Origin of the sequence: Alteraurantiacibacter buctensis (assembly GCF_009827655.1) — a bacterium.
Taxonomy (GTDB): domain Bacteria; phylum Pseudomonadota; class Alphaproteobacteria; order Sphingomonadales; family Sphingomonadaceae; genus Alteraurantiacibacter; species Alteraurantiacibacter buctensis.
Window position 1 is genome coordinate 735,221 of the sequence record NZ_WTYV01000001.1, and the last position, 15,505, is coordinate 750,725.

Consider the following 15,505-nt stretch of genomic DNA (forward strand, 5'->3'; position numbering starts at 1 on the left):
TCCTAACGGTTCAGCCGGTTGAGCAGTTGCGCGCGCAGGCGGCGCGCGGTCATGTCGTCCATCGGGCCGAGTGGGCCCCGGGCGTGCTCGGGCAGGTGGGCTGCGGCCTGCGCGCCATCCCCGAACACGTAGTAATCGAACAGTGCGCGCCACGCCTTCTTCTCTCCCTCTGGCCGGTCGCGCAGGCTCAGCAGGGCATGAAGCAGGGTGTTGTGCGGCGTATCGATGTGCGACGGAACCGGGTTCCACCAGTAATTGACCATGGCGTTCAGGGGGCCGGTTGCATCCACCTGGTGCCACCACAGCGCGGGGTAGTAGAGCACATCGCCCGGTGACAGGTCCGCCACCAGCGCCGCCTTCATTGCATCGGCAAAGCGCGGATAGCGAGCGAGATCGGGTGCGGCGAAATCGACCATGGTCACCACCTGCCCGCCGGGCGTCGGCTCCAGCGGGCCGGGGTAGAGATTGGCCACCTGGTCGGGCGGAAACAGCGTGAAACGGCGCTGGCCCACCAGGTTGCACGCCACATTGGCCGACATGTCGTAATGCGCCGCCGCCGTGGTGCGCGTGCCCAGCCACAGGCTGGCAACCACCGGCTTCACGGCGAAATCGGGATGATCCAGCGGCAGGCGGTTGTCCTGGGCAAAGCCCGGCAGGAACTGCGCCAGGTCGGTCGAGCCGACATAGATTGCCTCGCTCTCGTCCTGGTCCTGCGTGGCCAGGATCCGGTCAAGCACATCGGCCAGCGGCCCGCGGACGCTGGTGAAGTTGAGGCCGGCAAGATCGGCCTTGTAGTGGAACCGGCCGCGCACTTCCGGCGGGGCGGTGAACACCGTGACCGGCGCGCCCGTGGCGAAGCGCCGCAGGTAGTCTGCTGCCCCGCGTGGCCCGCCGTCCAACCCGGCGCGGACGAGCGGCCAGTCTGCCGCCAACCCTTCCAGCACCACCGGCTGCCCGGTGGCAAACAGCTCGTCCCACGGGATTGCCGCAGGGGATAGGCCCGCCAGCCGGCGCACCGGGGTGCCCCATTCCGGCAGGCCCGCCGCCATCAGGCCGCCGCCGCCATGGCCAGCCGCGCCGCGTGGCGATTGACCAGCGCCTGCACGTTGCCCAGCGACGCCGCGATCATGAAGGCCGATTGCAGGAAGCCCTCGCGGTTCAGCTTCTCCAGCGCCGCCCCGTCCAGCCCGGCCAGCCGCTCGCGGTCGACCGTAATGGCATTGGCGATGGCGAACACCTCGTGCTCGCCGGTGCGCAGTTCCAGGTTGACCGGGCGCAGCAGGCCGGCAGCGCTGAAGGCGGCAACCATCGGATCGAGCAATTGGTGGCCCAGCCAGATCGCCCGCAGCACGTCGGCCATTTTCTGCAGGTAGGGCGCCTGCCCGCCGTGTGGCAGGAACAGCGGTGCCCCCTCCTCTCGGGAGAGGCGCGGATCGGCGAGGTCCACCTGGATCATCGGATCGCCGTTGCCATGCTCGGGGGCGACGATGCTGAACGGCCCGCGCTGCACCATCAGCGGCACGTGGGCGCTGGTCCAGTTACCTGCCGCGTCAAGGAAGGCGTTCTGCCCCTGCGCCAGGCCCAGCAGCGCCACGGGGCGGATCTTGCCCTGGCTATCCTCGCGCAGGATGATCGGGAATTCGCGCTGCACGGCTTCGAATTCGGTCGGCAGCACCAGCACCTGGTTGACCGCGGAACCTGTCTCCCCCGCCGATCCGGGGCGGATCTTCAGGTCGTGATGGTCGACGTTGTTGAGCAGGACGCTCTCAATCGGAACAGACTTGTTCGAAACACTGGCCATGCCGTCTGGTTACCTTACCCGCGCAATCGGTTGGCCCTGATTGCCACGTCTTGTGGTGATGAAAAAGGGAAGGGTTCCTGTCGCCAAGAACCCTTCCCCCCTCATTCGTGCCGGATGGCTGGTCCGGATCAGAAGCGGTAGCGGGCGCCCACCAGCACGCGCGGCTCCAGCTCCTGGGCGAAGAACATCTGGTTCTCGTCACGGCCATAGCTGCGGACCGGTTCGGAGAGGATGTTCACCGCTTCCAGCGAGAACGACACAGCGTCGTTCCAGTCATAGCTGATGCTGGCGTCCAGCGTGCCGAAGGCATCGAAGAACACCGGGTTGCGGCTGCCCCCGCGGTTCACGCCCGAGAGGAACTTGTCGCGCCAGTTGTAGGCCACGCGCGCCGAGATCGGACCGGCTTCATAGATGCCGGTGATGTTGAAGCTGTCAGACAGGCCCACCAGCGCGAACACGTCGGTGCCCGGGTTGGAGAGGATGTCCACGTCAACATCGCCATAGACCTTGGTCAGCGAGCCGCTGACGCCAAAGCCCGTGTCACCGAAGAAGTACTGACCCTGCAGCTCGAAGCCGTGGATGTTGCCTTCGCGGTTGTTGATCGGGGTGGAGACTTGGAAGTTGAACAGCGGGTCGGTGGCGTTGGCGATCACGTCGCGCTGGGGCAGGATCGTATCCACGAACGCCTGGTTCAGCTGGCCGTTGGCACCAAGGTTGGCCTGGAACTCGGTGGTGGCGGCCGCCACGTTGCCGTTGTTCTTGTCGATCAGCGCAGTCATCGTGAACAGGCTGACGTCGCTCAGCACGGCGCCCAGGTTGTTGATCACGTCACGGGCAGCGCCCGACCGCGTGCCGGCAGCGCCGGTGGTGGGATCGCGCAGGCCGAACAGGTTCTGGTTGATCTGGCCCACGCCCACGAAGTTCGACACGTTCTTCACGAAGAAGGCGGCCGAAACGAAGCTGGTGGGGGCAAAATACCATTCCAGCGAGATGTCGAAGTTCTCCGACACCAGCGGCAGCAGGCCGGGGTTGCCCGTGGTGCCACCGGCAACGCCGCCCAGCAGCGTGGGCCGGTCAGGCGTGTTGGCCGACTGCGAGGCGAACAGGTTGCCATAGTCCGGACGGGCCAGCGTCTTCGAGTACGACACGCGCGCCACCACATCATCCATCGGCTCGATGCGGAAGTCGATCGAGGGCAGGAAGTTGGTGTACTCGCCCTTGCCGGAGCGCTCGACCAGCGTGGTCGGCACCAGCCTGAGGACGCGGGTGAAATCGTTGTCCGAATCCCACTCGATCACATCGGGCGCGTTGAACCGCGCAAACGAATTGGTCTGGGTGTTTTCCCACCGCAGACCGGCGACCAGGCCGGCCGGACGACCGCCCAGTTCACCGCTCCAGTTAAGCTGGGCAAAAGCGGCAAAGATCTGCTCGCCCACCTGGTCGAAATCGCTGCCGCTGACGTTGTTGGGGTTGCCGCGACCGGCATAGAGCGGGCCGAACACCTCGGCCAGGTCCACCGCGTTGCCACGGAAGGCCGTTTCGCCGCCAGTCACGTCGTACTTGCTGAACTTGCACGACATGCAGAACTCTTCGACCAGGTCGCTGGCGCGGGCGGCAATTTCGCCCACGTTGTTGATGCCCCAGTCACCCAGCGTCTGCTGGGTCTGCACGCGGGCGCTGGTCATGTTCGAATCGATGTAGCTGGCACCCACGGTGAAGCTGCTGTCGCTGTCGAACTCCCAGTTGAGCGAGCCCATCAACTGGTCCACGCGGTGGCGCTGGCTGCTGGCATTGGTGCGCAGGATCTGCGTGCCCAGGTCACCAATGTCGAGACGGCCGTTGTTGTTGCCGCGATCGTCGGCCGTGCCACGCACGCCGTCGGTGCCAAGGCCCGCATCGTTCAGCGTCCAGGCCTGGATCGGCACCGGACCGGAGTAATCGACCGAGTGGCCATCGACTACCGGGGCCCCCATCGAGAATAGCGTGGAGCTGGTGCCGTTGCGGGCACCCGGCGTGGACGTGGACAGCGAGTGGTTGCCGTCCAGCATCAGGGTAAAGCCGTCGGCCACTTCCCACTCGGCGTTCAGGCCATAGGACTGCAGCTCGGTATCGGTGGCGCGGTACTGCTGCTCGAAGCCGATGTCCTTGGTGCCATAGCCGTTGCCTTCGGCAATCCTGATGGCGGTGGGCACGGTGTCGGTGGTGTCGAAGGTGATGGAATCGAACGGGCGGTTGAACCAGTTGGTCTGGTCGGTGCGCTGCTCGCTCTGGTCATTGGTGACGTACATCGCATCGGCAGTGATGGTCAGGGTCTCGACCGGGCGGAACTGCACGGTGCCGGCCACGTTCAGGCGCTCGCGCTCGAACTCGGAGAAGTGGTAGCGGCTGTCGTTGGGCACGGCCACCAGGGTATTGGGATCGGCCGGCGCGCCGGTGACCACGGTGGCATTGCCGCGACCCGGGAAGCTGGCATAGGGGGCCACGTTCCAGGCGTTGGAGGTGGCGCTGATCGAGCTGGAATTGCGCACCTGGTAGGCGCCGAACAGCGAGACTCCGAACATGTCCTCGGCATCCGACCAGGTCAGCACGCCCGACAGTTCCGGATCGACGCGGAAGTCCTCGTTCGACATGTCGTACAGCGCCTTGGCACCGATGCTGCCGCGCAGGCCCGTGCCGGCCGCTTCCAGCGGACGCTGGGTGACCACGTTGATCGCCGCACCGATGCCGCCCGAGGGGATCGCGGCGCGGCCGGTCTTGTAGACCTCCAGCCGCTGCACGCCTTCCGAGGCGAGGTTGTTGAAATCGAACGAGCGGCCGGTGGCGCGGCTGAAGTCCACGTCCTGGTCGCCGCCCACGGTGTTGACGAAGGTGGTGGCGATCTGGCGGCCGTTCACGGTCACCAGGTTGAAGGCCGGGCCGAAGCCGCGCACGGTCACCTGGCTGCCTTCGCCGTTCACGCGGCTGATCGACACGCCGGGAATGCGCTGCAGCGATTCGGCCAGGTTGGTATCGGGGAATTCACCGATATCCTCGGCCGAGATGGCATCGACCACGCCGTTCTCTTCGCGCTTGATGTTCATCGCGCTTTCAAGGCTGGCGCGCACGCCGGTGACCACGATCATGTCGTCACCCGCATCCTGGGCCAGAACCGGCGCGGCAGCGCCCATGGCGAAGGCGGAAACGCCGACCGACAACAGCGCCCGGCCGGTCCGACCGGCCACGCGACGACGGGCACCAGAAATGGTGGAACTCTTCATGACTATCCCCTCACAATGCACGGCCCGCACGGCCGGCTATTTGCTCTCGATACGACAGGGCCGGTCACGCCAATCGGGATCGATTAGCATGATAGCGCTACCATATCTTTAAGACCTAATCGGTTTATGCGGTGTGTCAATCGGGGTTTTTCGGCGTGATTTAGCATTTCAACGCGAATCATTCTGACTGTGTGATCGCTACCACAGTTGCTCGGAGTATTGGAATTGGCATTCCTGAATCGGGCAACCAGCGACGCTCCGGCGATCCTCGCGGCAGCAAATTCCGGAACCGCCGCACAGACTTGGCTGGCCGGCATGCAAGGCGGTTGACAAGGCCCCGCCCACACTTGATGATAGCGCTACCAATGGTCATCCGCGCCAGTCTTCGAGCGCGCGACGGGAGGAGAGGAATCATCATGCGCAAGCTGCTGCGCGCCACTTTGGCTGCGAGTGTCGGAATCATGGCTCTGGCAGGGCCCCTGGCCCAGCCGGCCGTATCCCAGAGCGCAGCCGCCACCACCGCCGCTGCCGCCACTGACACCACCGCCCGCCCCCCGGCCGATGCCCCCTACCGCAATGCCAGCCTGCCCACCGCGGTGCGCGTAGCCGACCTGCTCTCGCGCATGACGCTGGAGGAGAAGGTGGCCCAGATCATCACCGTATGGGATGACAAGGAGGAGATCCAGGCCGCCGACAACACCTTCGATCCGGCCCGCGCTAGCGCCCGCTATCCCGATGGCATCGGCCAGATCGCCCGGCCCAGCGACATCGGCGGCCCCACCAGCCCGCGTGTTGTGCGGCGGCGCAATATCGAGGATTCGGTGCAGTACGTGATCGATGCCCAGCGCTGGGCGATCGAGAATACGCGGCTGGGCATCCCGGTGCTGTTTCACGAGGAATCGCTGCACGGCCTGGCCGCGCGCGATGCTACGGCTTTTCCGCAGGCCATCGGCCTGGCCTCGACTTGGGATCCGGACCTTGTGCGGGAGGTCAACGACCTCATCGCCGCCGAGGTTCGCGCGCGCGGCGTCCACATGGTTCTCTCCCCCGTTGTGGACGTCGCGCGTGACCCGCGCTGGGGGCGCATCGAGGAAACCTTCGGCGAGGACCCCTTCCTGGTCGGCGAGTTGGGCGTCGCCTCGGTGGAAGGCCTGCAAGGGGTGGGCACCGATCCGCACATCGGCGAAGGCCAGGTGCTGGCCACGCTCAAGCACATGACCGGCCACGGCCAGCCCGAAAGCGGCACCAACGTGGGGCCCGCGCCCATCTCGGAACGCACCCTGCGCGAGATGTTCTTCCCGCCGTTCCACGAAGTTGTCCGCCGCACCGGCATCAGTGCAGTCATGGCCAGCTACAACGAGATCGACGGCATTCCCAGCCACGCCAACGGCTGGCTGCTGAACGACGTGCTGCGCGGCGAGTGGGGCTACCAGGGCGCGGTCGTCTCCGACTATTACGCCATCGAAGACCTGCAGCGCGTCCACCATATCGCCGGCTCCTACCGCGAGGCGGCGGAAATCTCGCTGGCCGCCGGCGTGGACGTGGACCTGCCGCAGGGCGCGGGCTTCCAGCACCTGGTCCAGAGCGTGCGCGAAGGGACCGTCAGAATGGAGGCGGTGGACCGCGCCGTGGCTCGCTTCCTGACCATGAAGTTCAACGCCGGCCTGTTCGAGAACCCCTGGCCGGACCTGGCCGAGGCGCAGCGCTCCAACATGGCGGAAGGCGTGGCCCTTGCCCGCCGCGCGGCCGAGCGCAGCCTGATCCTGCTGAAGAACGACAACGCCACCCTGCCCCTGGCCCTGCCCGAAGCCGGTGGCGAGCGCCCGACAATTGCCGTGATCGGCCCCAATGCCGATGTTGCCCGCCTGGGCGGCTATTACGGCGAACCGCGCGTGGCCGTGTCCCCGCTGGAAGGGATCCGCGCGCTGGTGGGGGACCGGGCGAATATCGTCCATGCCCAGGGCGTCGAGATCGTCCAGGGTGACAGCGATTGGTGGGACGATCCCGTGGTGCTGGGCGATCCGGCAGAGAACCGCCGCCGCATCGCCGCCGCCGTGGAAGCCGCGCGCGATGCCGATACCATCGTGCTGTTCATCGGCGATACCGAGAAGACCAGCCGCGAAGGCTGGGCCGCCAACCACCTGGGTGACCGCACCGATCTTGACCTTGTGGGCGAGCAGAACGAGTTGTTCAGTGCGCTGAAGGCGCTGGGCAAGCCGATCGTCGCCGTACTCGTCAACGGCCGCCCGCCCAGCTACCCGCTGATCGCGGCTGAGGCCGATGCGATCCTGGAAACCTGGTACGCCGGGGAACAGCAAGGCTCGGCCATTGCCGATGCGCTGTTCGGCCGCGTCAATCCGGGCGGCAAGCTGCCGGTCAGCGTGGCGCGCGAGGTGGGCCAGTTGCCGATCTTCTACAATTACAAGCCCAGCGCCCGGCGCGGCTACCTGTTTGCCGAAGTCAGCCCGCTGTACCCGTTCGGCTTCGGCCTCAGCTACACCACCTTCGCCTTCGGTGCGCCGCAGCTTTCGGCCACCACAATCCGTGGCGGCGAAGGCGTGACCGTAACCGTGCCGGTCACCAACAGCGGCAGCATGGCGGGTGACGAGGTGGTGCAGGTGTATCTGCGCGACAACATCTCCAGCGTCACCCGTCCGGTGAAGGAACTGGTCGGCTTCCAGCGCGTGACCCTGCAACCGGGCGAGACGCGCCAGGTGGCGATCACCATTCGCCCCGATGCCTTCGCCCTGTGGAACCGCGAGATGCAGCGCGTGGTCGAACCGGGCGAGTTCACCATCATGGTCGGCCCCAATTCGGCCGACCTGACCAGCGTGGCGCTGACGGTGGCTGAATGAGCCATCCGCGCCGCCCCCTCTCTCGTCGCGGGGCCCTGAAGCTGCTGGCGGGCGGCAGCCTGGCCACGCTGGCCGTCGCCCATGCCCCGCTGGCCTTCGCGCAAGAGGCCGGGCCGCTGTACAAGAACCCCGCCGCGCCCATTCCGGCGCGGGTGGCGGACCTGATGGGGCGGATGACCCTGGCGGAGAAGATCCAGCAGATCCGCACCGCCTGGCAGGGCAAGGCGGACATGATTCATGAGCTGACCTTCAACCCGGCCAAGGCCAGCGCCGCCTTCCCCCACGGGATCGGCCATGTCACCCGCCCCAGCGACAAGCGCGGCGTGCCCGGCATCACCGGTGCGGCGGGCGGCACGGCGGCCCGCTGGCGCACCCCGCGCGAGACGGTGGACTTCATCAACGCCCTGCAACGCTGGGCGCTGGAGGAAACCCGGCTGGGCATCCCGGTCCTGGTCCACGAGGAATCGCTCCACGGCTACATGGCCACCGAGGCGACCATGTTCCCCCAGGCGATCGGCCTGGCCGGCACCTTCGATACCGACCTGATGCGCCGGGTGCAGTCGGTCATCGCCCGCGAAACCCGCGCCCGCGGCGTACCCTATGTCCTCAGCCCCGTGGTCGATACGGTGCGCGACCCGCGCTGGGGCCGGATCGAGGAATGCTGGGGGGAATGCCCCTACCTGTGCGCCGAGATGGGCGTGGCCGCGGTGGAAGGGCTGCAAGGCCCCGGCAAATTCGAGCGGCTGGCGGACGACAAGGTCTTCGCCACGCTGAAGCACATGACCGGCCACGGCCAGCCCGACAGCGGCAACAACATCAGCCCCGCCTCGGTCTCCGAGCGCGAGCTGCGCGAGAACTTCTTCCCGCCATTCCGCGAAGTGGTCCGCCGCACCAGTGTGGGCGCGGTCATGCCCAGCTATAACGAGATCGACGGCGTTCCCAGCCATGCCAACGTGTGGCTGCTGGGCCAGGTGCTGCGCGGCGAATGGGGTTTTGATGGCATCATCGCCAGCGATTACGGCGGGGTCCACGAACTGGCCACGCTGCACCACGTGGCGCGCGACCTGGAGGATGCCGCGCACCAGGCGCTGCTGGCGGGGGTGGACAGCGAGCTGCCCGAAGGCATGGCCTTTGCCACGCTGGAAGCCGCCGTTACCGCCGGCCGCATACCGCAAACGCTGGTGGACCAGGCCTGCGCCCGGATGCTTACCTTCAAGATGCGCGCCGGGCTGTTCGAGAACCCCTATGGCGACTGGCGCAAGACCCGCCGCCTTACCGGCAATGCGGAGGCCCGCGCGCTGGCGCTGGAAGCGGCCCGCAAGAGCCTGTGCCTGCTGACCAACAAGGACAACGCCCTGCCGCTGGATGAAGGCACCATGGGCACCGTGGCGGTGATCGGCCCCAACCACGCGATTGCGCGCCTTGGCGGCTATTCCAGCGTGCCCAAGCAGGCCATCAGCCTGATCGAAGGCCTGCGCCAGGTGGCCCCGCGCGCCCGCTTCGTTACCGCGCAAGGGGTGTTCATCACCACCAGCGAGGACCGCAGCCAGGACCTGATCTACCTGGCCGACCGCGAGGAGAACCTGCGCCTGATTGCCGAGGCGGTGGAGGTGGCGCGCGGCGCCGATACCATCGTGCTGGCCATCGGTGATACCGAGCAGACCAGCCGCGAAGGCTTTGCCGCCAACCACCTGGGCGACCGCACCGATATCGACATCGTCGGCGAGCAGAACGAGCTGGTGGAGGCGCTGGCCGCCTTGGGCAAGCCGCTGGTCGTCTGCGCCATCAACGGCCGCCCGCCAAGCTGGCCCACCGTGGTCGGCAAGGCCGATGCGATCCTGGAATGCTGGTATCCCGGTCAGGAAGGCGGCGTGGCCATGGCCGAGGCGCTGCTGGGCCGCATCAACCCCGGCGCCAAGCTGCCGGTCAGCGTGGTGCGCAACGAAGGCCAGATCCCGCTGTTCTACAACCGCAAGCCATCAAGCCGACGCGGTTACCTGTTCGACGATGCCGCCCCGCTGTTCCCGTTCGGCCACGGCCTCAGCTACACCACCTTCGAGGTTTCCGCCCCGCAGGTGGAGCGGACCAGCTTTGCGCCCGACGAGGCGATCACCGTCTCGGTGGACGTGACAAACACCGGCACCCGCGCCGGTGACGAGGTGGTCCAGCTCTACATCACCCGGCGCGATGTCTCGGTCACCCGGCCGGTGCTGGAGCTGAAGGGCTTCCGGCGCGTGCCGCTGGAGCCGGGCGAAACCCGCCGGACCAGCTTCACCATCACGCCCGAACAACTGGCTTTCTTCGACAAGGACATGCGCGAGGTGAACGAGCCCGGCCCCGTCACCCTGTCCGCCGGAGCCAGCAGCGCCAGCCTGAAAACCACGGAGATCACGATCCGATGAGCGTCGACACGTTCCTGCCCCTCTCGCGCCGCGCGGCGCTGGCCGGCATGGCCGCAATGCCGGTGGCCGGGGCGCTGGCCGGTGCGGTTCCGGCCATGGCGCAGGGCACCGCCGCAGGCAGCCTCAACGCCGCGGCGCAGCGCACCGGGCGGCGCTGGGGCAGCGCGGTTGCCTCGAACGATCGCGGCGTTGGCGGATCGGTGCAGAACCCCCGCTATGCCCGGGTGGTGCTGGACGAATGCGGCATCGTGGTGCCGGAAAACGAGATGAAGTGGCAGGCCACCCGGCCCGGCCCCGAGGCGTTCGATTTCGCGCGCATGGATGCCATCGCCCGCTGGGCGATGCAGAACGGGGTGGCGCTGCGCGGCCACACCCTGCTGTGGCATCGCCCGCAGTGGTTTCCCGAATGGCTCAACACCTACGATTACGGCGCCAATCCGGTGCGGGAAGCGGAGCGGCTGCTGACCACGCACATCCGCACCGTTACCGATCGCTATCGCGGGCAGATCACCAGCTATGACGTGGTCAACGAAGCGATCGACCACGATACCAACGGCACGCTGGCCACCAGCCTAAGCCGCGCGATGGGCAGCCCGGAGGCGGTGATCGACTTCGCCTTCCACACCGCGCGCGAGCAACTGCCCACCGGCGAGCTGGTCTATAACGACTACATGAGCTGGGAGCCGGACCACCGCAACCACTGCAATGCCGTGCTGCGCCTGCTGGAAGGCTTCCGCCGCCGCAACGTGCCAGTCGACGCGCTGGGCATCCAGTCGCACATCGAGATGTTCGCGCTCGATCCCGCCACCGGCAGCGGTCGCTACCTGGAAGCCGAATGGCGCCGTTTCTTGGATGAGGTGGTGGCCATGGGCTACAAGCTGCTGATCACCGAGTTCGACGTGAAGGACAAGGCCCTGCCCGGCGCCATCGCCGTGCGCGACGAGCGGGTGGCCGATTATACCCGCCGCTATTTCGACGTGATGCTGGACTATCCGCAACTGACCGACGTGCTCGCCTGGGGCATGGTCGACCGCTACAACTGGCTGCAGGGCTTCGCGCCCCGCGAGGACGGGCTGGAAGTGCGCGGCACGCCCTATTCCAGTTACTACCAGGCCAAGCCCATGCGCGAGGCGATTGCCGCCGCCTTCGCCGCCGCCTGATCCGCCCGTGGCCCGGCCAGCCGATGGGCTGCCGGGGTGGACGGGAGAGCTGATGACCGGCGCGGGGTTGCCGCATTCTGTGCCCGGACTCGACGACGCTTGTTGTAGGTAGAACTTACTGCATTCGCGTCGAGATTTGTTGCCGCCGGCCCGCGGCCAACCCCCAGCTTGTCATGATGCGACGGAGGGCAGCACTCGCGTGGCGGCCATGCCTGGTGCGAACGTTCGGCTACATGCCGGGACGCCCGCGCCGGTCATTTCCCTTGCACCCGAAAGCCAAGGGACGGCCCATCCGCTGCACCGGCCGGATACTGCGGACGCGAATCGGGCTGCACTAAATCACGTGCTGTAGGAAAGTGTTTTCTTTCAATAGCCCTCTCCCTTGAGGGAGAGGGTTGGGTGAGGGTGTGCCAACGCAAACGGCGCTCACCGCTTCTCACCTGCCCCCCCCGGCCCCCTCCCGGCGGGAGGGGAAGAATTGCCAATCCCCCAAAACAAAAGGACCGCCGTGGGAGAAACGGCGGCCCTTCTGGTTTCGGCCAGGAGCTTAGAACTGGCCGCGGAGAATGAACGAGAACCGGCGATCGTTCATGAAGTAGGAACGAGGCGCCAGGTCCGCCGGATCACCCGAATAGGATTGCGTGGTCCTGGTCACTTCGTTCAGCAGGTTTACGCCCTGCACACCGATGCGGATATTGCCCGGCACGTCGAAGATCTGCGACATGTTGAGGAAGATCGATGCGTCCAGCTGGCCCGTCGGCTCGTTGAAGATCGAGTAGTACGGGAAGATCACGTCCGATGCGGTCAGCAGGAAGCGCGAGCGCCAGTTGTAGGCGGCGCGCATAGACAGCGGGCCCTGTTCGTAGAACACGGTGGCGTTGATGTTGTGCTTCGAGAGCTGTTCCAACGGCAGATTGCCCGGCGGCACCGCCGAGTTGTTGGGCACCTGGCCGCCATTCAGGAATGTGTTGGGCAGGCCGCTGCTCTGGATGAAGGTGTAGTTGGCGGAAGTGCCCAGCCCGCTGAGGAAGCCCGGCAGGAAATCGTAGGTCTGCTGGTAGGCAATCTCGAAGCCCTTGATCTTGCCGGTGCCGTCAAAGTTGGCGGGGCCGCGCACCGTCACGTTGCGGGTGGCACCCGAACCGTTGGTGATCGTCTCCTGGCGCACACTCTGGTAGAAGAAGTTGTCGATCGACTTGTAGAAGCCGTTCAGCGTCAACGAGCCGACGGTGTCGAAATACCACTCCAGCGTGGCATCGAACTGCCAGGCCGTCGCCGGGTTCAGCGTGGGATCGCCCGCCGTGCCGGTGAAATTGCCCGAGGTATCGATGCTGGAGGTGAAGTAGTTGCGGATATAGCCGTTGTCGGGCCGCGTCAGCACCTTGGACCCGGCCAGGCGCATGATCAGGTCATCAGTCAGGCCCAGCTTGAGGTTGAGGCTCGGCAACAGGTAGTTGTAGCTGTGGCTCTGGACTACGGGGGTGAAGCTGCCGTCCACGAAGGTCTGCAGCGCCACATAGGCCGCCTCGCCGATGTTGCAGATGCCGCCGGGCCGTGCGGTGCCGCCGCCCGCCGCCGCCGGACGTGCGCGTTCCGCGCAGCGTACGCTGAAGGGATCGGCAATTCCCAGCCCACCCCGGGTGCCGGGGCTGCGGGCGCTGGCCGATTGCACGTCGGTCCGCACCCAGCGCAGGCCGATGTTGCCATCCAACCGCAAGCCGTCCGCGCCTTCGGGCGTGCCGAAGCGAACCATGCCGTAAGCCGCCCAGTCGCGCTGTTGCACCTGCTGGATGTCGGACGGGATGTAGTACGATCCGTCAATGGCGCCTTCGCGCTCGGACAGGGGGTTCCACGAAGGGCTGGCGCCCAGCGCGCGGGCGCGGGCCTGCACGCTCTGGAAGTAGTCGACCGACCCTGCATAGTCCGAAATCAGCTCGCCGCTGTAATAGAACGCTCCTGGGGGGCCGGGGACGCCGTTACGCCAGAAGTTGTCGAACTCGTAGCGTCCCTGCCGCCCGTCGCCGGCGGTATCGCCGAAGTTGACCGGACGGCTGCCCGACCACACTTCGCTCAGCATGCCCCAGTTGTAAGTGGAGTAGCGGACAGTCTGGTCGTTGTTCTGGTAGCGGAAGCCGGTCTTCACGCTGCGGATGAACGAATCCTCGTCGATCTCGTATTCCAGATCGGTGCGGAAAGCATACTGCGAACCGGTGCTTTCCTCGGCGTGATCCATCGCCGCGCGCCAGAACTGGAAGCGCGGGTCGGTGAAGTATTGCGCGTCGGTGGCGCCAGCCAGATCGGCGCCGGGCTGCGACCAGGTGTAACCCAGGTACTGCGGCTTGTGCGGTTCGATGATCGGCGCGTTCCCGGTCAGGTCCAGTTCCGAATCGGCAAAGATTGAACCGAACACGCTGAAGTCCAGGTTCTCCTTGCGCGAGTGCGCATAGTTCATGTCAAACGTAGCGTGCAGACGTTCGGTCATCTGGCTTTCGACGTTGAAGCTGACATCGGTATTGGTGATCTCGTCCCGAATCTGGCGGCGGGCCAGCGAGTATTGCGAACCGCCGATCGGCACGAACGGGTTGGTCCCCGGATCACCGCGCCAGCCGTTGCTGACGTCCACGATGTAGCCGGACTGGAACAGGCCGTTATCGTCATAGGAATAGTTGGTGAAGCCACCCACCGGGCATTGCGCGCGCGGCGGAGTCTCGTCGTTTGGATCGATCACGCCGTTGCTGTCGATCACGTTCGAGCCGTTGGCGTTCTGCTGGCAGCCGATCGGGAAGGTCGAATATTCCGACAGGTCGGGCGCGGCCTCGTAGGTGTGCTCGCCCCACGCGTTGGTGGAGTGCGAGCGGATGAACTCCGCCGTCACGCGGGTGTTGCCGTCCAGCGTCTCGAACTGGGCGGACACCGCCAGGCCATCGCGCTGGCGGTTGTAATCCTGCGTGCGGAACTGGCCGCCCACCGGGGCCACCAGCGAATCGGCATAGTCGGCAAACCCGTCAGCCCCGGCGGTGCCGGTGTTGCCGCACGCGGCATTGCCAGGCGGCAGGGTGAACTGGTCGGTGTTCGACGGCAGCCGGGTGCGGCAGATCAGGCGATCGGTGGTGTTGGCCGCCCGGGCCAGCTCACCATCACGGTTCTGGTAATTGGCGACCTGCAGGCCGTCAGCCCGGCTGAGGATCTGCGAATACGAGCCGGAAACCAGCAGGCCGAAGGTGCCGGCGCCGGTTTCCCAGGTGTTGCTGAGCAGGCCGGAAAACGAGGGCGACCACTCGCGCGCGAAATCGCCATAGTTGGCCTCCGCGCTGAAGCCCATGTGGAAGCCCAGGTTGTCCAGCGGCTTGCGGGTGACCAGGTTGACCGTGCCGGCCAGGCCGCCCTCGATCATGTCGGCGGTGGCGTTCTTGCTGATGATGACCGAGCCGAGCAGTTCGGCCGGCACGTCGGCAAAGTTCAGCGCCTGCCCGCCGACGCCGGCGGCAAAGGCGGTGCGGCCGTTGAATTCCGAACGCACGAAGTTGAGGCCGCGGATGACCACGCCCGAGCCTTCCACGCTGAAGTGGTCGGGATCGTTCGAACCGGCGAAGCGGTTGATGGCGATGCCGGGCACGCGCTGGAGGGCTTCGGTCACCGAACGGTCAGGCAGGGCGCCGATGTCCTCGGCGGTGATCGCGTCGACCACGGTTTCGCTGTCGCGCTTGATGTTCTGGGCCGAGGCGAGCGACTGGCGGATGCCGGTCACCACGATCAGGTCGTCCTCGGCGGCCGCTTCCTCGTCCTGCGCCATGGCCGGAACGGACAGCAGCAGGCCGCCCAGCACCAGCGCCGAAGCGCCCGAACGCAGCGCGCTGCGAAGTCCGCGAATATCGGTGGTTTGCGACAGATTGCGCGCAGCAGTGCCCTTGGTTACCAAAGCTCCCTCCCCATGTTAGCGCTACCATTCTATCGCGGTAGCGCTCACTTCTTTTTCTGCCCCCTGCATATATCCCGATTCCCTCCTTGGCAAGAGGGCATACATCAGCGT

The 15,505-nt window shown here is 66.4% G+C and carries 7 protein-coding genes; 3 read left to right on the plus strand and 4 right to left on the minus strand.

Annotated features, from left to right (window positions below; all coding sequences use genetic code 11):
* Positions 1-2 precede the first annotated feature (2 nt).
* The 3 genes from GRI99_RS03465 to GRI99_RS03475 form a co-directional block, all read right to left on the minus strand.
* A complete protein-coding gene (locus GRI99_RS03465) occupies positions 3-1,049 on the minus strand; it encodes a cupin-like domain-containing protein (protein WP_160770572.1) in 1,047 nt (348 codons plus the stop codon).
* On the minus strand, positions 1,049-1,801 hold the full coding sequence (locus GRI99_RS03470; protein WP_160770573.1) for a SapC family protein: 753 nt from the start codon (positions 1,799-1,801) through the stop codon (positions 1,049-1,051). The genes GRI99_RS03465 and GRI99_RS03470 overlap by 1 nt, the downstream gene beginning before the upstream one ends.
* A gap of 128 nt (positions 1,802-1,929) precedes the next feature.
* Entirely contained in the window at positions 1,930-5,058 is a 3,129-nt protein-coding gene (locus tag GRI99_RS03475) for a TonB-dependent receptor (RefSeq protein ID WP_237438083.1), read from the minus strand.
* A gap of 461 nt (positions 5,059-5,519) precedes the next feature.
* Here GRI99_RS03475 and GRI99_RS03480 point away from each other — a divergent pair, with 461 nt between their 5' ends.
* From GRI99_RS03480 to GRI99_RS03490, 3 genes are read left to right on the plus strand one after another with little or no spacing between them, the layout of a single operon-like run.
* On the plus strand, positions 5,520-7,913 hold the full coding sequence (locus tag GRI99_RS03480; protein ID WP_439098421.1) for a glycoside hydrolase family 3 N-terminal domain-containing protein: 2,394 nt from the start codon (positions 5,520-5,522) through the stop codon (positions 7,911-7,913).
* Positions 7,910-10,315 carry a glycoside hydrolase family 3 N-terminal domain-containing protein gene (locus GRI99_RS03485; RefSeq protein WP_160770575.1) on the plus strand — a complete coding sequence of 802 codons (2,406 nt, stop codon included), beginning with the start codon at positions 7,910-7,912 and terminating at the stop codon, positions 10,313-10,315. Before GRI99_RS03480 ends, GRI99_RS03485 begins: the two co-directional genes overlap by 4 nt.
* Positions 10,312-11,475, plus strand: a complete 1,164-nt coding sequence (locus GRI99_RS03490) for an endo-1,4-beta-xylanase (protein ID WP_160770576.1) — start codon at positions 10,312-10,314, stop codon at positions 11,473-11,475. The genes GRI99_RS03485 and GRI99_RS03490 overlap by 4 nt, the downstream gene beginning before the upstream one ends.
* A 547-nt stretch (positions 11,476-12,022) precedes the next feature.
* Here the strand turns inward: GRI99_RS03490 and GRI99_RS03495 are convergent.
* A complete protein-coding gene (locus GRI99_RS03495) occupies positions 12,023-15,394 on the minus strand; it encodes a TonB-dependent receptor (RefSeq protein ID WP_237438084.1) in 3,372 nt (1,123 codons plus the stop codon).
* Between the last annotated feature and the right edge of the window lie 111 nt (positions 15,395-15,505).